Here is a 19,015-nt window from a genome sequence, read left to right on the forward strand (position 1 = left end):
TGGAAAATTGCGGGCAAGAGATCGGGCCCCGGTTCCCACCCCTTCGCTAGACCCTTGCGCACCTGCGGCGGCCCCGCTAAACGTCCCGCCGCCATGGCCACGATCAATTCCAATTTCCTGAAGCTCAAAGCCGGATACCTCTTTCCTGAAATCGCCCGCCGCGTGAAGGCCTACTCGGAAGCGAACCCGGACAAGGCCGGCCGCATCATCCGCTGCGGCATCGGCGACGTGACCGAGGCCCTGCCGCCCGCCGTGGTGAAGGCCATGCACGAGGGTGTGGACGAGCTCGCCAACCGCAGCACTTTCCACGGCTATGGCCCGGAGCAGGGCTATGAGTTCCTCCGCCAGGCGATCGTGGACAACCAGTTCGCCAACCTCGGCATCGAGGCCGATGAGGTTTTCATCTCGGACGGGTCGAAGTGCGACACCGGCAACATTCTCGACATCTTTGGCAAGGGCAATCGCACCGGCATCACCGACCCGGTGTATCCCGTCTATGTTGATACCAATGTCATGGCCGGAAACACCGGCGATGCCAATGACAACGGCGCCTACGAAGGTCTTGTTTACCTCGAGTGCAATGCCGCCAACGGCTTCGTTGCCGCTCCGCCCTGCGACAAGCTCGATCTCGTCTATCTCTGCTTCCCGAACAACCCGACCGGCGCCGTGGCCACCCGCGAGCAGCTTGAGGCCTGGGTGAAATACGCGCAGGAGAACGACACCATCATCCTCTTCGATGCCGCCTACGAGGCCTTCATCCAGGATTCCTCGATCCCGCGCTCGATCTTTGAGATCGAAGGTGCCCGCGATGTCGCCATCGAGTTCCGTTCGTTCTCGAAGAATGGTGGTTTCACCGGCGTCCGCTGTGCTTACGTCGTGATTCCCAAGACCGTCACCGGCAAGTCGGAGTCCGGCGAGCGTATCCCGCTGCACCGTCTCTGGTCGCGCCGCCACAGCACCAAGTTCAATGGTGCCAGCTACCCGGTCCAGAAGGCCGCCGCCGCCGTGTTCTCCACGGAGGGCAAGGAGCAGGTCGCCGCGCTGATCGAGCACTACATGGGCAATGCCAAGCTGCTCCGCGAAACCGCGCAGGCGCTCGGCCTCCAGGTCTTTGGTGGTGTGAATGCCCCGTACGTCTGGGTGGGCTGCCCGGCGGGTCTGACCTCGTGGGACATGTTCGACAAGATGCTGGAGGAAGCTCAGGTCGTCATCACTCCGGGCTCCGGATTCGGTGCCGCTGGCGAAGGCTGGTTCCGAATTTCCGCGTTCAATTCCCGCGCGAACGTCGAGGAGGTGTGCAGCCGCCTCAAGGCGCTCGTTTCGTGACGGAATTGTTAGCAGCATTGCTTGCACGGGACGGTGCGTGAGTTATGGTATCGAGCGTCGTGAAAAAGGCGCTCGGTGCCATTGGTTGTTTTGTTCCGCTGGTTGTCTGCGGATGCCTTCTCGTGTCCTGCGAATCCCCGCAGAAAAAGGCCGTGCGCCAGCTTTCGGAGCGTGGTATCGAGCCGACCGGCAAGGCGCTGCTGGACGCGGTGACGTCCGGGGATTCCAGCACCGCCCGGTTGTTGATCGAAGCGGGCGTCCATACCGGACATCGCGATGAAGCGGGCCGCACTCCGCTGCAACTGGCGATCAACGGTCATGATGTGGGCACGGCCCTGCTGTTGCTGGCACCGGGGCATGACGATCTCGATGTGACGGATGCCAATGGCGTGTCCGCGCTCGGCTATGCCCTGGAGGCGAAGGAAACCGCCGTGGCGGATCGCTTGCTCGATGAGGGCGCGAAGGTGGAGGGGGTGATGCCGGATGGGGAGGAGCTGCTGCCGTGGGCGATCCGGGAGGGTCGGCTCGCCTTCGTGCGCCACGCCCTTGAAAAAGGTGCGGATCCCCACGGTACGGATCGCAATGGCGATTCGCTTGCCCAGGTGGCGATGCGGCATGGCCGTCAGGAAGTGCTTTCCGTCTTGCTCGACCGCGGCGCGGACGCCGCCAGCGTGGATGCGCAGGGCATGAGCCTGCTGCACCGTGCCATGGAAAAAGGCTGGCTGGATCTCGTCCCGCGTTTGTTGAAGGCCGGTGCCGATCCCAATCTGGCGGATGCGAAAGGCCGCACTCCGGTGGAGGAGGCCATCCGTCTGCACGATCCAAAGCTGCTCTCGATGTTCCTCGGCTCCGGGGGCGATCCGAATTTCCGCAACAAGTCGGGGGATTCTCCCGTGAATCTCGTGATGCGGGCGGCTTGGCCGGAAGGCCGTGCCCTGCTTGCCAAGGCCGGTGCCGATTTCAGCCGCGCCGATCACGCGGGCAAGACGCCGCTGGCCTATGCCATGGAAGTGCGCGATTGCGATCTGGCCGTGGAACTCATCGCCTACGGAGCAAAGCCGATGGAAGGCGGCTGGGCCCGTTGGCTGTCGCGGGCCTTGGTCACCGGGGACACCGCGATGGTTCACAAACTGCTCGCCATGGGCGTGAAGGCCGATGCCCGCGACCGTCTCGGCCGGCTGCCGGTGGAAGCCGCCGCACTCAGCGGGCAGGGGTCGATGGTTCGTGCGCTGGTGGATGCCGGGGCACCGGTTGGAAACTCGCTCTATCTCACCTGCGCCACCGGGAACGGCAGCATGGCCCGCCTGCTCATGGCCTGCGGCGTTTCTCCGAATCCGTCCCACGCGCCATGGCTGGATACTCCCCTGGGGGCGGCGATCCGTTCGGGTGATGAAGGCCTTGTCACGAGCCTGCTGCAGCGCGGCGCGAATCCCTTCATCCGCACCGCGGAGGGCCAGTTGCCGCTCAATCTCGCCATCGCGCTGCGCCGGCCGGCGGTGGTCGCGATGCTCCTCAAGCTCGGCGCGAATCCGAACATCCCGTGCCTTACGCCGGTGCGCTCCTCTTTCCTCAAGCATGTGAAATCCAGCTCGATGCGCTATGTGTTGAAGGAGGATAGGAACGTGACCCCGCTGATGCTCGCCGCCGCCAGCGGTGAAGTGGCGACCACCCTCCACCTGCTCAAGGCCGGTGCGAACAAGAACATCACCACCCGGGAGACCCATTTCTGGCCGATCAACTTCGCCTCGTTCGTGGGCGATGTGCGGATGATGCGCGTGATGCTGGGACGCGATCCGTGGATCGAGGAGCGCGTGATCGTGGTGAGCCTGTCCGAACAGCGGGCGCGGGTGTACAACCAATATGGCGAGGAGATCTACACCACCAAGGTTTCCACCGGCAAACCGGGTTTCGCGACCAAGACCGGTGAGTTCGCCATCACCGACAAGAACCGCCAGTGGAAGTCCACGCTCTACCATGCGGAGATGCCGTTCTTCCAACGTCTCAGCGGCGATGACTTCGGCCTGCACGAAGGGGTGGTGCCCGGCTATCCGGCATCGCACGGCTGCATCCGCGTGCCTTCCGGCAATGCGCAGAAGCTCTTCTCGATGACCCAGACGGGTGACCGGGTGAAGATCGTGCCGTGAGGCGACGTCTTACGCCACCCTCGTCACCAGCACCTTGTCCACGCGGTTGCGGTCGAGGTCGAGCACCTCGATCCGGAACGGCCCGGCTTCAAGGGTTTCGCCGGTGGTCGGCATGTGATCGAGCTTCTGGAGGATGAAGCCATTGAGGGTGACGTAGTGGCGTTCATTCGCGCCTTGGCCGGGGAAATCGGGGAAGCGTTCGATGAAGTCATCGAAGTAGATCGAAGCATCCACCAGCCATGAGCCGTCCTTGCGTTCGACGATGGCGGGCTCGGTATCGGGCGAATCCTGGAAGTCCCCGATGATGGCCTCCACGGCATCCTGCATCGTGATGATGCCGCAGATGCCGCCGAACTCGTCCGACACCAGCGCGAAGGTGGAACCGGAGGTGCGGAAGGTTTCCAACAGCCGGATCACCGGTTGGGTGGGCGGCACCATCAGCGCGGGCCGGGCAAGGGCTTTCAGGTCCACCGTGCCTCCCGTGCGCTGGGCGATGAAGACGTCCTGGATGAAGACGACGCCGAGCACGTTGTCGCGGCGGCCTTCATGCAGCGGGAAGCGGGTGTGGCCGCTGGCGAGCATCAGATCGAAGGAATGATTCACCGGTGCGGCCACATCCAGCCACACGATGTCGCCGCGGGGGGTCATCAGCTCGCGCACACGCAGGCTGTCGAGGCCCAGTACGGCTTCCACCATTTCGGATTCCTCGGGCAGCAGCGCGCCGCTCTTGCCGCCCTCGCGGACGATCTGCTTCACGTCCTCCTCGCTGACCGTATCGGCCGCGGCGGGCTGGATCTGCAGGACTGCCACGATGCCGTCCGCGGTTTGTCCGAACAACCGGGCGAGCGGGGCGATCAGCGCGGTCCATTTCCGGACCGTGCCGGCGGTGAAGCGCAGCACGGCTTCCGGGTGTGCAAGGCCGATCCGCTTCGGCACCAGCGCGCCGAACAGCAGTACGGAGCCCGCGACGGCGGGCACCACCAGGAGGCGTGCCACCGGGCCGACCCAGGCGGCGCCATGGAACCAGCCCGAGGCCGCCGTGGCGAGCGGCGCGGCGAGCCCCTCGGAGGCGAACGCGCCTGTTAGAACGATGGCCAGCGTGATCACCGCCTGGGCTGAGGAAAGGGTGTTCTCCGGAGCCCGCAACAGGAGCAACGCGTCCTCCGCACCCTCCTCGTCCGCTTTCAATTTTGATTCACGGCACAGCACCAGCGCGATCTCGACCAACGAGAGGAAGGCGTTGAGAGCGATCAGGAACAGGATGGCGAGTGCGGGCAGCCAGGGTGACATCTCTTGAAATCCCATCACCCAAACCCATGTGGCGGTCTTGTGCAAGCCGGGAAAGAACGTCCGCTCAGGGCACCGTCATTCCCGCCGCGTTTTCATTGAGGGTGATCCGCACCCGTGCGAACTTCCGCGCGGCATTGGCGGGAAACGTGACCAGCGATTCCTTGAACCCGGAAACCGCGGGGGAATGGACCTGATAGGAGGGAGCACCCGCGCCCGCCGGAGCGGTCTGGCTCCAGGTGGTGAGATTGTCCGACCATTCGATCACATACGTCAGTCCTCGTACTTGGGAGTCGGATCTTACCGGGAATCTCAGTGAAGCCGTCCCGGCGGCCGTGCTGATCGCGGTGCCGGCCTGCACGCCGGGAGAGAGGAGATTGGCTCCGGATGATGGATCACCGCCGAAGGCGTATTCGATGAGGTTGTTCCTGCCATCGTTGTCCGGATCGGCGGTGGTGGCCGGTTGCGCCAGGGGAGCGCTCCACTCCGCGTAGGATACCGCGGGAGCGAGATCGTAGTTGCTGGTTTGCAAACTGCTGCCGTCGCTCTGGCTGGTGATGGTGACGGGCAGGGTGGCGGTCGCGGGCACGGAATTCCAGGAGGCCGTCAGCGGTGCGGGACTGCCGTTGGTGAGAGTGGCCCGATGAAGCGTCCAGACGGTTGGCCCCGTGGTATCCACGAACCAATCCGTGCCGCTGATGCTGGTGGGACCGCTGCCACTCGGGAAGGTGAGTGAAACGACGATGTTGGTCGCCCCGTTTGCCGGGGTGTTGTTCGAAATCGTGAACGTCGCGGATCCGGTCTGTGCGCGCCGCAGGGTGGCGGGACTCGTCGACGATTGTGCGGAGGCCAGGGTGACGGCGGGGGGAGAGGATGGAATCATCTGATAGCCATCCGTCGCCATGAGGGGGTTGAGCTGTGCGACGTAGTGCGGAACGAACGTGTCGTAGTTCGTGTACACCGTGGCGGAGCTGGTCGTATCGATGGCGGAATGGGTGCCGACCAGCAGCGGCTTCGAGCCCGTCGGGTTCACGAATGATGGCGAACCGGAATCACCGCTGATGAAGTAGCTGTCATCCTGGCCTCCGCTCGCCAACGTATAGGAGAATGAGAACATCCGGCTGATGGACCCGTTTCCCATGTCCACATTGGCGAACGATCCGAGGGTGCCTCCGCCGGCCTTGGCATCGAATCCGAATACGTGGAGGACCCGTCGGCTGGGGGGGCCGGATGGATAGTAGCTTTCGCTGGTGCTGCCGTATGGGAATGCCGCCACCCCGGAACCTGTGGGGATGGGAGTGGTGAAGCGGCCCAACGTGAGATCCGTGTAAGTCGAATTCTCCTGGATGATGGTCGACGAGGCGATGGTGGCGGTGACGATCTGCCCGCTCGAGGACAGGAAGCGGATCTGATCGCCATTGCCCACCCCCCAGTGCGAGGGCGAGACGAAATGCTGGGGCGATACCAGGGCGAACTGCCGCCGGGTATCGGATGCCAGCCAGCCGACTCCGGTATAGAGGGACCCCGTGAACCATGAACCGGTGTTCAACACCGGTGCGCCCGGGAAACCGGTGAACCGGTCATGCCGTGCGGCGCTGTAGGTCCGGATCGCCAGCGCGTCCGCCGTTGGTGCGGTGACAAGAGCCGCGAGGAGCGGCAGGCACCCTCTTTGAAAAATTGCGGACATTCGTAAAACCATACTCCCTTACTGCTCAACCGCCACCGACCGGCACCAGGGCCTTCGCCAGCGAAAGGAAGATCCCCATGCTGGCGATGTCCGTGGCGGTGGTGAGGAAGATGCTGGAAGCCGTTGCCGGGTCCGCGCCCAGGCGTTTCAGAGTGAGGGGGATCAAGGCGCCGGAGAGGCCGCTGATCACGCAGCTCGCCGTCATGGCCGCCATGACGATGGCTCCCATCAGCAGCGGATGGGCGTTCTTCTGCATGGAGGCGTAGATGAACATGCCGATGCCAGCGGTGATGCCCACCAGCAGGCCGTTGGCAAATCCGAGGATGCCTTCCTTGATGATCAGGCGGCGTTCCTTGCCTTTCACGTCCCCCAGCGTCATGCCGCGCAGAGACATGGCCAGCGCCTGGCAGCCGGTATTGCCGGATTGTCCGGCCATCACCGGCAGGAAGACGGCGAGGATGACGAAGTGGTTGATGGTATCCTCAAAGCAGCCGACTACCGCAGCGGCGAGGAAGGCGGTGAGCAGGTTGATCTGGAGCCACGGATGGCGGAGCTTGAGGCTGCGCGGGAGTGGAGTGGCAAGGCGTTCCTCCTTTTCCACACCGACCATGCTACCGGCCTGGGCGCTGATCTCCACGACTTGCTCGGCGAAGAGCGTGTCGCCGCGGACGAGGCCTTTCAACCGGCCCTGGTCATCGCAAACAGGATAGACCGGGTAGTGCTTCGAGAGTGCGACCTTGAGCGCATCCGGCATCGGCGTGCTTTCGCGCAGGGAGAAGACATCCTTGAGCATGATGTCGCCGAGCTTGGTTTCCGGAGAAGCAAGCAGCAGATCCCGCATCACCACCACACCCTCCAGCCTGCCGTCTTCATCGGTGACATAGCCGTAGGTGATGAAGGCCGCGCGGGTCATTTCGCGCAGGCTTTCGATCGTTTCCGCCACGGTCATGTCGCGGCGGAAAATCCCCACCGGTGGGGACATGAGTTCGCCCACGGTGGTGGCGCGTGCTTTCGGGGCCAGGGGGGATGCGACGGCTTCCTCGCTCATGGCATCGCACCCTGCCTGATCGGACGGCGATCCACAAGCTCAAGACCGCGCGACCGTGATCCGGGTGCGCAGGACATGATGGCCGCCGGGCGGGACGGTGACCTCCGCGCCGGGGGTATTCGCCGCCTCGATGCAGACGAAATGTGGATAGTCCCCCGCAGGCAGGTCGCCCAGCGAGGCGGCTTTTTCCGGACCGGGATTCCACACCACGGTGGAGCCGCTGCCGTGCTTGTGGATGTGGATCGTCCGCTTGTCGTCGTCGGTTAGAACGGTATCGGCGGTGGAGGCATAGACGCGGTCCACTTCGCCGACGATCCGCACCGGCCCCGCCTGGTCGCCGGGGACGTTCAAACCACCGGCCTTTTCGAGGAAGGTCGATCCGCCCAGACCGGCGATCTCAATGGCATCGACATGGCTGATGGTTAGGTAGGTGTGCAGCGCGGCGGTTTCGACGAAGGGCCCGGTGCCGGTATTGTGACTGGTGAGGGACACGTGCAGTTCCGCACCAAGGCGGATCTCCACGATCGCCTCGAATTCATGCGGCCACAGCGCGCGGGTATGCTCGTCGGATTTCAGCGTGAAGCGCAGTTCGACCGAAGCTCCTTCGTCCTGGCAATCCACCAGCTTCCAGAAGCGCGCGCGGGCAAAGCCGTGGGCGGGTTTGCTGGAGTCGGTCGGATGCGGACCGAACCACGGCCAGCAGACCGGAATGCCGCCACGGATCGCCTTGCCTTCCTTCAATCCGGTTTTCGGGCTGAGATAGAGCACCGGATCGTGACCCGCGGGAGTCCACTCCATCACGTGTGCGCCATGCAGCGCCACCTTCGCCCGGCAGGAAGCATGATCGATCTCCAGCACCGGATAATTCTCGGCGGGATGGGTCAGGCGGACGCAGGCGGGAAGCTCGGACATGGCGTGAAATTGGCCGGTTGCCGCCTGCCCTGCAAGCAGGCAGGGACGGCTTCCCATGCAGGGGGCTCATCCGCCTGCTGCAAGGAAATCGTCGATCGTCACCTTCCGCATCATCGCCGCGCATGTTTTCAACATCGCGTGGTCGCCCGCTCTTCGCGGACCGGCCAGGGGTGGCATCACCATCAGGTATTCCAGTTCGGGTTTGAAGGCACGGCGGCGCTTGAACTCCCCCGCTCCGCTGGAGGTGTTTTCATAGGCCCTCGATTGGACCGCGAAGTTGGTGACCACGGTGGACAACTGCCGGTAGAGGCCCTCTTCCGGTGGCAACCGCAGATCGTGACCGAAGATCGGTGTGGTGATGGTGCGGCCGACCATGTGCAGACCGAAACATCCCAGCAGCCGGCCGGTGACCGGATCGGCGAGTCCCCCCAGGCGCAGCCATCCGCGCCCTCGGGCCAGCGCGATCATCTCCGGTGTGAAATCCGGATGACGGATCGAGTAACGGTTCCGGTAAAGCTGGGCATACAGTCCGAGTGCTTCACGGATGCGGGCATCATCGAAATCCCCGTCCTCCAGTTGATCCAGTCCCGCTCGTTCCAGCAGCCGGAAGTCGCGGCGGTAGTGCTTGCTGCGCGGCGGGTGCCCTTCGGAAAAATCCTGCACATAGACCACCCGCACCGGCAGCAGCACGGCATCTTCCGGAAGCATTTCCGGCAGGTCTGTTTTCAACACATTGCGCACAGCAAAGGGGCGCTCCGGCATTTCCTCGCGCAGCTCCGGCAGGATCTTCCACATCGTCTCGCCGGTATTTTCCGATCGGACCGTGGTGGAGAAGGGCAGGCTGCCGACCTGGATCGCTCGCCGCCAGGGTCCGCAGGACATGACCCCGGAGATGCCGTGACCAACCATGGAAAGCAGCCCGCGGGGGTTCCGCTTGGCGCGCCACTCATCCATCACAAAGCCGATGGCGGCGGATTCCAGACAAGTCGTCCAGCAACGTTCCCGGTGGGGGAACGCAGGTTTTGGGTCCGGGACAATCACCGGCACGGAAGTCTCATCCGATTGATATTCAACCAGTGTTGCTTCGGCGTTACGGATCAGGGGACCGAGGACGGTTTCCGTACGGGTCATCAAGGGGGCATATGCATATTGCAGAATGCCACGCGAGAAGGCGATCAAAATCAGCCATGATGGTCCCGTGGGGGATGTCAGTCGTCGTCTCCGCCACTGAAAGTCCATACCCGGCGGGGGCCGGCATGTTCGGCGAGACGGGTTTCTCCCTCTTGGTTGATGAGGTCGATTTTCCGGGAATCCGCGCGCTCCCCGATCTCGCGGGCGAGGGCCTCGGAGTGGGTGACCACGATCAACTGGGTTTGAGGGGGCACGGCGGCGATCAATCCAGCCAGCGCGGGCATCAGTCCCGCGTGGAGGCTGTTCTCCGGTTCGTTGAGCACGATCAAGGGTGGCGGTTTCGGAGTCAGGAGGGCCGCGCAGACGCAGAAGAAACGAAGCGTGCCATCGGACAACTCGCTGGCATCCATCCAGCGTTTCAGCCCGGGCTTTTGGATGCGGAGCTGGAAGCGGCCGGAACCCTCTCCCGGGGTCCAATGCAGGCCGGGAAAAGCCTCGGCGATGGCGGCCTCAAGCGGCTCGTCGCATTTGGATTCGAGAATGGTTTGCAAGGTGGCGGCGAGATTCGCGCCATCGTGGGACAAGACCGGCGACCACGATCCGATCAGCGGACGCCGCAGTGGTGAGTCGGCATCGGTGCGGAACTGGTGGTAGAAGCGCCATGTCAGGAAGATCTCCCGGGCGGCGGCCAGCCCGGGATAGCGGATGCCATCGCGCACCTCCGCGAGCATGGATTCCGGGGCATGCAGGGGCAGTGGCGATCGTTCGAAGCCGCCTTCACCCGCGCGGAGTTCGACCATGGGACCTTTTCGCCGGGCGACCTCCTGGCCCTTGCCGTGCCGCTGGAGCCGGAGGCTCTCGACCTTGATATCAGGATCGGTATGAAAAGCCGTGGTTCCTGGTGCTGCCGGAATCAATCCGCACGCCATGGAGTAGTGGAAGAAATCGTGCTCCACCTCCCACTCCACGCGGATCGGCTTGTCCTTCTTGCGCGGTCCCGCCCATGCCACGCTCGGCATGCCGCCCTCGGCGGCGATGGCCGCCGCGAAGTTCCCTTCCGCCATCCGCTGCAGCATCGCCAGCGCGCGGTAGAGATTGGATTTCCCCACGCCATTGCCGCCGGTCACCACCGTGACCCGCCCCAGCTCCAATCGGAAATCGAGCAACGAACGGTAGCCGCGGAGATGGAGGGTGCGGAGCATCGGTGGCAGGATGAAGGAAAAGAACCGGCAGGGGAATGCGGGTTTTTAGGCAGCAGGTCTCCGGCTTCGTTCCTTGCATTGGAACGAGCCATGGAGGATCATGACGCCATGACGGTGCTCGATCAGATCAAGGGCCTTTCCGCCGCCGATGCATTGGTGGCCATGGAAGCCTTGTGGGATCGGCTTAGTGAAAAAGGAGCTGAGCCGGAATCGCCGGATTGGCATCATGAGGAACTCGCCAGACGGGAAGCCATGGTCGCCGAGGGGAAGGTGGAGTTCTTCGATTGGGATGAGGCGAAGCTGCGCATCCGGGATCGGGTGAAATGAAGATCCGCATCCTTGGAACTGCTGAAGAGGATTTGGAGGCGGGCTATCACTTCTACGAAAGCCAGGCACCGGGCATCGGAGACTACTTTCTCGACTCCCTTTTCGCAGACATCGATTCGCTCCATCTGTATGCGGGAATCCACAAGATCATCGGGAACAAACACCGGATGCTCGCAAAGAGGTTTCCGTTTGCGATTTTCTATCGTGTGCGAAACGAAGGCGTGGACGTATGGGCGGTTTTGGATTTGCGCCGTCGGCCTTCGTGGATACGGAAGCAGCTGGAACGTTAGAGACTCCGCCTCACGGGAAGACCCTCCTCGGCTAAAGCCTCAACTCCATTACTCCATCGGAGCCAGCAGCGCGCCGAGCGTGTTCGAGTCGAGGCGGGTGGAGACATCCGCATCGGCGAGCAGGGCGTTGGCGAGCTGGCTCTTCTGCTGCTGGAGCTTGTGGATACGTTCTTCCACGGTGCCCTGGCAGAGCAGCTTGTGGACGAAGACCGGCTTGTCCTGGCCGATGCGGTAGGCGCGGTCGGTGGCTTGCGCCTCGGCGGCGGGGTTCCACCACGGATCGTAGTGGATCACCGTGTCCGCGGCGACGAGGTTGAGGCCGGTGCCGCCCGCCTTCAGCGAGATCAGGAACACCGATGCATCCCCTTCCTGGAATTCCTTCACCAGCCCGCCGCGGTTCTTCGATTCGCCAGTAAGCTTCAAGTACGAGATCTTCCGTAGTTTCAGCCCGTCCTCGATGATCTGGAGCATGGAGGTGAACTGGGAGAACAGCAGCGTGCGGCGGCCTTCCTCGACCAGCGTCTCCAGTAGCTCGAAGAGATAATCGAGCTTCCCGGAGCCGGCGAGATCCGCTTCCAGCTTCGACTCACCTTCCAGCTTCAGCAGCCGTGGATCGCAGCAGATCTGGCGCAGCTTCATCAGCGCCTCCAGGAACACCATCTGCGACTTGTCGAAGCCGCGCGCGGCGATCGCCTGGCGCACCCGTTTGTCCATCGCCGCGCGGATGGTTTCGTAGAGGTCCTTTTGGCCGGAGGTCAGCTCCACCATGTGGACCAGCTCGGTCTTCGGCGGCAGTTCCTTCGCCACCTGGTCCTTGGTGCGGCGCAGGATCAGCGGGGCCACGCGCTTCTTCAATGCGGCCTGGCGTTCGGCATCGCCATTGCGCTCGATCGGCGTGCGGAAGCGACGGTTGAAATCCTCCTGACTGCCGAGGAAGCCGGGCATCAGGAACTTGAGCTGGCTCCACAGTTCGCCGAGGTGGTTCTCCACCGGCGTGCCGGAGAGACACAGGCGGTGGCGGGCATTGAGCTTGCACGCGGCCTGCGCGACCTTGGCGGAAGGGTTCTTGATGTTCTGCGCCTCATCCAGCACCGCGAGGTGGAACGAATGCTCCGTGAGCTTGTCGATGTCACGTTGGAGCAGGGCGAACGAGGTGAGCACCACGTCCGCGTAGGGGATCGAGCGGAAGTACTTCTTCCGCTCCGGGCCATCGAGCAGCAGGATGCGCAGCTCAGGCGCGAACTTGCGGATCTCCGCCTGCCAGTTCGGCACCACGCTGGTCGGCGCGATCACCAGCGAGGGCCGCTTCGCATTGCGGCCGCTGGCTTTCTCCGCAAGGATGTGGGTGATGGTCTGGAGCGTTTTGCCGAGGCCCATGTCATCGGCCAGGATGCCGTGCAGCTCGTGGCGGGCGAGGAACTGCATCCAGCGGAAACCGGAGAGCTGGTAGGGGCGCAGCTCGGCCTTGAGTCCCTCCGGCGGTGGCTCGGGGTTGATGCCCTCGAAGCCATTGAGCTTTTCCGCCAGCTCGGCGAGACGCGGCGGCGGCTCGATGCCGAACTCCGCCAAGCCCAGCGCGGCGGCATCGAGCGGATGCAGCGGCATCTTGCCGCCCTTGAACCGGCGCGGGTCGATGAGCGCGGCGAAGTGTTTGAGAATCTTCCGCACGCGGGCAGTCGGCAGGCGCAGCGCGGTGCCGTCCGGCAGGTAGTGCAGGAAATGACCGTCGGCGGGGAACTCCAGCGATTCCTCCAGCGCGCCCTTGTCGAGCAGCGCGGCGAGGATCGGCAGCAGGTCGATGGACTTGCCCGCCACCTCGATGCCCACGGAGAGGTGGAACCAGCCGGTGGAATCATCCTCCAGCGTGAAGACCCAGTTGTCCGGATCAAGGTCGATCACATCGTAGCCCACATCGCGGGCGACTTCGAAGGTCCACTTCGCCGCTTCCAGCACCTCGCGTCCGCGCGAGCGCAACCATGGCCAGAATTCCGCGATGGGGCCGTGCACTGCGGAGGGGAACCACAGGCCGCCTTCGTTCGTGATGCCTTTTTTTCCGGCCAGCGAAAGCAGGAATCGGAACTCGGCATGGCCGGACAGGCTCCCAAGTCCGACCTGTTGGAGCGCCTGCACCGCGCTGTATTCCGCCGCCACATCCCGCCGGATCACCAGCGGCCCTTTCTTCGTTTCCACCCGGAACTCGCGGGCGCCAGGTGCGCCGGAAATCGGGATACGATGTTCACCGTAGATGGCGAAGGGCCGCGCCACCACCCAGTCACCCTGATCCGGCATTTTCAGCGCCTGAAGCAGCAGCCGGATGACCTTGGAATCCGTCGACTCGCGGACGAGCGTGAGATGAAAGGTGGGAACCAGCTCGACATGCGGGATATCCTCCGGCGCGGGTACCAGCGTTTCGGCGGCAGCGAGCTCGGGAGCCTGGCGGCTGCGGACGATGGCCCCTTCCAATACTCGGGAAAGCGTCTTCGGTTTCGATGCCTCGGTGAGCATAGCGGCCGCATGCGGGCAGAACCGGCCGAACTCGCACGAGCAATTCGTCTCGAACTGCCAGCCGTCCCCGGCCACCCACATCGGGATCTCGCAATCCTCTCCGGCGACGTTGGCGCGCAGCGTGAGGTTGTCGTCGTCCGGACGCTCGGCGGCCAGCTCGCGGACCTTGCTTTTCAGCTTATGCCCGGCGGCGAGGTGCTCTTCGTCGAAACGCTCCTGCCAGAGGAGGTTTTCGAGGAAGTCACGGATGGCGGCGGCGGTGGGCAAGGGGCGGAAAGCATGCAAGCCGCAGGGCCGGAGTCGAGGCTTTAGCGCGTCTCATTCTTGCCGAAGTGGCGGGGTTTGTGCGAGAATGCTCCATGGCGATCTACAATCCCGCGTTGCAGGTCTTCCTCATCCCCCTGTGGGACCACACCATCACGTTGCGCGAGGGCATGCGACGGCTGCTCTCCATCGGCAACGACCAGGGCGAGGTGCCGTTCCTCGTCAAGATCATGGAGAATCCGGCCTTCGATCTGCCGCCGCTGTCGATGTTCCGGGGACGGGTCACGTTGGAGCAGCACGATTGCGTCCACCTCCTGCTCGGGCGTGGCACCACGCTCTACGACGAGGCATTCACCATCGGGTTCACGATGGGATCGTCCAAGGAAATGAGCAGCGCCGCCACGCGATGGTTCGCCACCGTGGCGGGGAGATGGTATCCGAAGCCGTACCGCTTTCCGAAATCCGCGCGCAGGATTTTCACCGATGCGGTGCATCTGGGAGCGGTCTCGGAGTGCAAGCCGCTGGACCGGGTGGACTTCCGGCCGCTGATGGATTTTTCTCTGTGCGAGGTGCGACATCGGCTGGGCATTGAGGAGGAACTGTTGCAGGCGTACTACAACGTCGAGGCGATGCGGAATCCAAAGATCACGGCGTGCCGGAGGCTTCGCCACAAGGAGTAGGGACATTCCTGTCCTTACTCCTTGGGTCCGGTGAACAATCGCAGCAATTCCTCGGCTGCGGGGCTTGCCTTTGCGCCGCGGCGTTTCATCAGACTCACCGTGCGGTAGAGCCCTTCCCCGGCGAAGGGCCGGATGACCACACTGTCTCCCAGATCCCTCACTGCCAGCTTCGGCACCACGGTAACTCCCAATCCCGCCGCCACCATCGCCATCGCGGTGGAGAGTTGGTCGCAGCGCAAACCCGGATTGGGATCGCGGATCTTGCAAACGCGCAGCGTGCGATCGGAAAGGCAATGACCGCCCTGGAGATGGATCAGCTCGGATGCATCCAGGTCGGCGGCGGTGGGTGACTGCTTCCGTGTCGCCAGCGGATGATCCGCCGGCGCGGCCAGTAGCAGCGGCTCACGGAACAGTTCACGCAGGTGCAGCGACCAGCGTTTGCGCTCGGCCTCCGCCACATCGCTGAGAATCGCGAACTCGATGGCACCGGATACCACCTGCGGAATCAGATCCGCGGTGCGTGCCTCCGAAACGGCGAGATCGATGCCGGGAAAGCGTTTGCGGAACGGGCCGAGCAAACGAGGCAGCAGATACGGCGCGATGGTCGGGATGATCCCGAAGGCCACCTTACCGGATTGAAGTTCCCGCCGACCGGTGAAGGCGTCCTTGGCCCGCGCGGTTTCCTCCAGGATGCGCGCGGCGTGTTCCATGAGCAGCGATCCGGCCGCGGTGGCCTCCACTCCGCGAGGCTTGCGGATCAGCAAGGGCTCGCCCAGTTCCGCTTCCAGCGCCTGGATCTGCTGGCTGAGTGCGGGTTGGGAAAGGTGGCAGCGTTTCGCCGCGGCGGTGAGCGATCCCTCCTCCAGGATCGTGCGCAGGAGTTCGAGCTGGCGGATTTCCATCGGTGCGGAGCCATAAGAAAATCCAATGGCTGGGTTTGCAACACACGATTTCCCGGATGGCGGGTTTCCGGGCATGATGCCCGCATTCCTCAAAGGCCATGATCTACTTTCTGCGCAACCACTACCCCGCCGAGTTCCGGAGCTTCGTGCTCATGTGGCGGGAAACCACGCCCGCCGATGGCAGCCGTACCCGCCATCTCATCGCCGCCGCCCTCTCGGGTCTCTCGATCATCGGCATCCTCTTTCTCTCCTGAACCGACGCAACCCATGAAACCGACCCTCACCACCACCGCCGGCAATCCTATTGCTGACAACCAAAACTCGCTCAGTGCCGGCCCGCGCGGCCCGCTGCTGTTGCAGGACTACCAGCTCATCGAAAAGCTCGCCCACCAGAACCGCGAGCGCATCCCCGAGCGCGTGGTCCATGCCAAGGGCTCCGGCGCGTTCGGCACCTTCACCGTCACCCACGACATCACGAAGTACTCGAAGGCCACGATCTTCTCCCAGATCGGCAAGCAGACGGAAACGCTGTTGCGCTTCTCCACCGTGGCCGGTGAGCGCGGTGCCGCCGATGCCGAGCGCGACGTACGCGGCTTCGCGCTGAAGTTCTACACCGACGAGGGCAACTGGGATCTCGTGGGCAACAACACGCCGGTGTTCTTTGTCCGTGATCCGCTGAAGTTCCCGGACTTCATCCACACCCAGAAACGCCATCCGCGCACCAACATGCGCAGCGCCACCGCGATGTGGGACTTCTGGTCGCTCTCGCCGGAGAGCCTGCACCAGGTCACCATCCTGATGTCCGACCGCGGCCTGCCGAAGAGCTACCGCCACGTCAACGGCTACGGCTCCCACACCTACTCGCTGCTGAATGCCGCGGGCGAACGCTTCTGGGTGAAGTTCCACTTCAAGACCCGCCAGGGCATCGAGACCATGACCAATGCCGAAGGCGAGCAGGTCATCGCCAAGGACCGCGAGTCCTCGCAGCGCGATCTCTACGAGTACATCGAGCGGGGCGATTTCCCGAAGTGGGATGTGAAGATCCAGGTGATGCCGGAGGCCGATGCGGAAACGTATCACCTCAATCCCTTCGACCTCACCAAGGTCTGGCCGCACGGCGACTACCCGCTCATCGACGTGGGTGTGCTGGAGCTGAACCGCAATCCCGCGAACTATTTCCAGGAGATCGAGCAGTCCGCCTTCTCGCCCTCGAACATCGTGCCGGGCATCGGCTTCTCGCCGGACAAGATGCTCCAGGCCCGCATCTTCTCCTATGCGGACGCCCACCGCTACCGCGTCGGCACCTGGTATGAGACCCTGCCGGTGAACCGTCCGAAGTCCGCCGCCAACCACTACCACATGGACGGCTCGATGAACTTCACCACGCCCGCCGCCAGCGATGCCTACTATGAGCCCAATAGTTTCAACGGCCCGGTGGAGCATGAGCGCTTCGCCGAGCCGCCGCTGAAAATCTCCGGCGATGCCGACCGCTACAACCACCGCGAGGGCAACGACGACTACACCCAGCCCGGCAACCTCTTCCGCCTGATGAGCGGCGCGCAGCAGCTGGCGCTCTTCAGCAACATTGCCGCCGCGATGGACGGTGTGCCGCAGGAGATCATCCACCGCCAGCTCGCCCATTTCCACAAGGCCGATCCCGCCTACGCCGCCGGCGTGGCGAAGGCCCTTGAAATCGAGTGGACCGCCAGCGGTGCCTATCCGAACGAGCCGGTGGGCGCCGGCAGCGCCTGAGAACCCGCAACCTTACCGGAACCATGCAAGCCACCGCCGCCGAGGAAGCCCGCTACGCCGAGCTGCAGCGCATCGCGCTCGGCGCCGCCCGTCACGGAGATCTCACCACGCTCGCGCCCATGCTGGACGCAGGGCTGCCGGTGAATCTCCGTGATGAGAAAGGCAACTCCCTCCTCATGCTCGCCGCCTACCACGGCGAGCAGGCGGCGGTGGAACTCCTGCTCGGGCATGGTGCCGATCCGGATGCCCGCAACGACCGCCAGCAAACACCGCTGGCGGGGGTCGCTTTCAAGGGCCATCTGGAAGTCGCCTGCATCCTGCTCGCAGCCGGAGCGGATGCCACTGCGGACCAAGGCGGTGGCAGGACTCCTGCGATGTTCGCCGCCATGTTCGGCCACACCGACCTGCTGACCTTGCTGAATGAAAAATCCGAGCGCCCGCGGTCGCGGATGCTCGGATTGAAACTCACCAGTTGGGCGCGGCTGGTGTCCGCGCTGCGGCGCTGGTTCGTGCCGCGCAAGCTGGCCTGACTTACTTCGCCTCGAGCGCCTTCTCGACCGCCTCGCTCACGTCGGAGAGGTCGGGCTTGGTCTTCGGCTCGAAGCGGGCGATCGGCTTGCCGTCCTTGCCGATCAGGAACTTGCCGAAGTTCCACTTCACGTCGCCCGGGAAGGCACCTTGAGGCCCGGTCAGCGCGGCGTAGAGCGGGTGCTGCTCCGGACCCTTGACGTGGATCTTCTCCATCAGCGGGAACGTCACCGCGTAGGTGCTTTTGCAGAACTCCTGGATCTCCGTAGCGGTGCCGGGTTCCTGGCCGTTGAAGTCATTGCAGGGGAAACCGAGGATCACGAAACCCTTGTCCTTGTATTTTTCGTACATCGCCTCGAGCGGCTTGTACTGCGGGGTGTTGCCGCACTTCGAGGCCACGTTCACGACGAGCACGACCTTGCCGGCGTAATCCTTCAGCGAGGTGTCCTTGCCCTGGATGTCCTTGAAGCCAATGGCGGTGAGATCGGCGCCGAAGGCGGAAGCCGCGAAAACCACGGCGGGAATGACGATGCGGTGGAGCATGACTCCCACGCTAGCAGCGATTTCCGGGACCGCATGCGAAAAAATCTGGGCTCCCGGACCCTTGGAAAATCGGTGTTGCGATCTAACCGATTTGAATGACAGTCATGCCACAACCGTTCAACCCATCATTATGAAACACCTGCCGACGCTCCTGCTCGGAACCGTTCTCGCCGTTGCCGCCGCGGCTCCTGCGGATGCCGCTCCCTACCATCACGGATCGTATCGTCCACCGGGCTACCGCCCCATGCCACCGGCTCCGGTTTATCCGCCGCGTCCGGTCAGCCCGCGCGAGCGCAAGGAATACCGCGCCCAGCTCCGCCTCCGCCAGCTCGGATACTACCACGGTCGCGTCGATGGCAGCATCGGCCCGGTGACCCAGCGCGCTATCGCCCGCTTCCAGCGCGACCACCGCCTCCGCGTCACCGCGTGGTTGGACGTTTATACCCTGCGCGCCCTCGGCGTACTTTGAGAAATTGAGGTATTGGCC

18 protein-coding genes are annotated in these 19,015 nt (G+C 63.8%); 9 read left to right on the forward strand and 9 right to left on the reverse strand.

All coding sequences use genetic code 11. The features are described 5' to 3' along the window. The first annotated feature begins 93 nt into the window (after nt 1–93). Entirely contained in the window at nt 94–1,326 is a 1,233-nt protein-coding gene (locus tag KBB96_RS16760; RefSeq protein ID WP_211630642.1) for an LL-diaminopimelate aminotransferase, read from the forward strand. A gap of 122 nt (nt 1,327–1,448) precedes the next feature. Continuing rightward, entirely contained in the window at nt 1,449–3,470 is a 2,022-nt protein-coding gene (locus KBB96_RS16765) for an ankyrin repeat domain-containing protein (RefSeq protein WP_211630643.1), read from the forward strand. 9 nt (nt 3,471–3,479) lie between these two features. Here KBB96_RS16765 and KBB96_RS16770 read toward each other — a convergent pair whose 3' ends face one another. The 6 genes from KBB96_RS16770 to KBB96_RS16795 form a co-directional block, all read right to left on the reverse strand. After that, a complete protein-coding gene (locus tag KBB96_RS16770; RefSeq protein WP_211630644.1) occupies nt 3,480–4,760 on the reverse strand; it encodes a hemolysin family protein in 1,281 nt (426 codons plus the stop codon). A gap of 64 nt (nt 4,761–4,824) precedes the next feature. Next, nucleotides 4,825–6,444: a hypothetical protein gene (locus tag KBB96_RS16775; RefSeq protein ID WP_211630645.1), complete on the reverse strand. Its 1,620-nt coding sequence runs from the start codon at nt 6,442–6,444 to the stop codon at nt 4,825–4,827. 25 nt (nt 6,445–6,469) lie between these two features. Next, nucleotides 6,470–7,492 (reverse strand): magnesium transporter, encoded by a 1,023-nt coding sequence (locus KBB96_RS16780; RefSeq protein WP_211630646.1) that lies wholly within the window; start codon nt 7,490–7,492, stop codon nt 6,470–6,472. Nucleotides 7,493–7,531: 39 nt separating this feature from the next. Further along, nucleotides 7,532–8,404 carry a D-hexose-6-phosphate mutarotase gene (locus KBB96_RS16785; RefSeq protein WP_211630647.1) on the reverse strand — a complete coding sequence of 291 codons (873 nt, stop codon included), beginning with the start codon at nt 8,402–8,404 and terminating at the stop codon, nt 7,532–7,534. Between the two features lie 66 nt (nt 8,405–8,470). After that, nucleotides 8,471–9,286, reverse strand: coding sequence for a hypothetical protein (locus KBB96_RS16790; RefSeq protein WP_211630648.1), 816 nt, complete (start codon nt 9,284–9,286; stop codon nt 8,471–8,473). A 326-nt stretch (nt 9,287–9,612) separates the two neighbouring features. Then, on the reverse strand, nt 9,613–10,737 hold the full coding sequence (locus KBB96_RS16795; protein WP_211630649.1) for an AAA family ATPase: 1,125 nt from the start codon (nt 10,735–10,737) through the stop codon (nt 9,613–9,615). A gap of 90 nt (nt 10,738–10,827) precedes the next feature. On the opposite strand from KBB96_RS16795, the gene KBB96_RS16800 reads away from it, so the two are divergent. Together KBB96_RS16800 and KBB96_RS16805 are read left to right on the forward strand one after the other, a co-directional pair. Beyond that, a complete protein-coding gene (locus KBB96_RS16800) occupies nt 10,828–11,064 on the forward strand; it encodes an addiction module protein (protein WP_211630650.1) in 237 nt (78 codons plus the stop codon). After that, the gene (locus tag KBB96_RS16805; RefSeq protein ID WP_211630651.1) at nt 11,061–11,354 is read left to right on the forward strand and encodes a type II toxin-antitoxin system RelE/ParE family toxin; all 294 of its coding nucleotides are present in this window, start codon (nt 11,061–11,063) and stop codon (nt 11,352–11,354) included. Before KBB96_RS16800 ends, KBB96_RS16805 begins: the two co-directional genes overlap by 4 nt. Before the next feature lie 48 nt (nt 11,355–11,402). Here KBB96_RS16805 and KBB96_RS16810 read toward each other — a convergent pair whose 3' ends face one another. Beyond that, the gene (locus KBB96_RS16810; RefSeq protein ID WP_211630652.1) at nt 11,403–14,126 is read right to left on the reverse strand and encodes a DEAD/DEAH box helicase; all 2,724 of its coding nucleotides are present in this window, start codon (nt 14,124–14,126) and stop codon (nt 11,403–11,405) included. A 92-nt stretch (nt 14,127–14,218) separates the two neighbouring features. On the opposite strand from KBB96_RS16810, the gene KBB96_RS16815 reads away from it, so the two are divergent. Further along, a complete protein-coding gene (locus KBB96_RS16815; protein WP_211630653.1) occupies nt 14,219–14,803 on the forward strand; it encodes a hypothetical protein in 585 nt (194 codons plus the stop codon). A gap of 14 nt (nt 14,804–14,817) precedes the next feature. Here KBB96_RS16815 and KBB96_RS16820 read toward each other — a convergent pair whose 3' ends face one another. Beyond that, a complete protein-coding gene (locus KBB96_RS16820) occupies nt 14,818–15,705 on the reverse strand; it encodes a LysR family transcriptional regulator (protein ID WP_211630654.1) in 888 nt (295 codons plus the stop codon). Between the two features lie 98 nt (nt 15,706–15,803). On the opposite strand from KBB96_RS16820, the gene KBB96_RS16825 reads away from it, so the two are divergent. Genes KBB96_RS16825 through KBB96_RS16835 form a run of 3 tightly spaced genes read left to right on the forward strand, consistent with a single transcriptional unit; the run spans nt 15,804 to nt 17,987 of the window. Next, the gene (locus tag KBB96_RS16825) at nt 15,804–15,959 is read left to right on the forward strand and encodes a hypothetical protein (protein WP_211630655.1); all 156 of its coding nucleotides are present in this window, start codon (nt 15,804–15,806) and stop codon (nt 15,957–15,959) included. A 13-nt stretch (nt 15,960–15,972) separates the two neighbouring features. Further along, nucleotides 15,973–17,457 carry a catalase gene (locus KBB96_RS16830; RefSeq protein ID WP_211630656.1) on the forward strand — a complete coding sequence of 495 codons (1,485 nt, stop codon included), beginning with the start codon at nt 15,973–15,975 and terminating at the stop codon, nt 17,455–17,457. Nucleotides 17,458–17,480: 23 nt separating this feature from the next. Then, nucleotides 17,481–17,987 (forward strand): ankyrin repeat domain-containing protein, encoded by a 507-nt coding sequence (locus KBB96_RS16835; RefSeq protein WP_211630657.1) that lies wholly within the window; start codon nt 17,481–17,483, stop codon nt 17,985–17,987. A gap of 1 nt (nt 17,988) precedes the next feature. On the opposite strand, the gene KBB96_RS16840 is transcribed toward KBB96_RS16835, so the two are convergent. Continuing rightward, nucleotides 17,989–18,528 carry a glutathione peroxidase gene (locus KBB96_RS16840; RefSeq protein ID WP_211630658.1) on the reverse strand — a complete coding sequence of 180 codons (540 nt, stop codon included), beginning with the start codon at nt 18,526–18,528 and terminating at the stop codon, nt 17,989–17,991. Between the two features lie 130 nt (nt 18,529–18,658). Here KBB96_RS16840 and KBB96_RS16845 point away from each other — a divergent pair, with 130 nt between their 5' ends. Then, on the forward strand, nt 18,659–18,997 hold the full coding sequence (locus tag KBB96_RS16845) for a peptidoglycan-binding domain-containing protein (protein ID WP_211630659.1): 339 nt from the start codon (nt 18,659–18,661) through the stop codon (nt 18,995–18,997). Nucleotides 18,998–19,015: the final 18 nt, after the last annotated feature.

Source organism: Luteolibacter ambystomatis (genome assembly GCF_018137965.1).
Taxonomy (GTDB): domain Bacteria; phylum Verrucomicrobiota; class Verrucomicrobiia; order Verrucomicrobiales; family Akkermansiaceae; genus Luteolibacter; species Luteolibacter ambystomatis.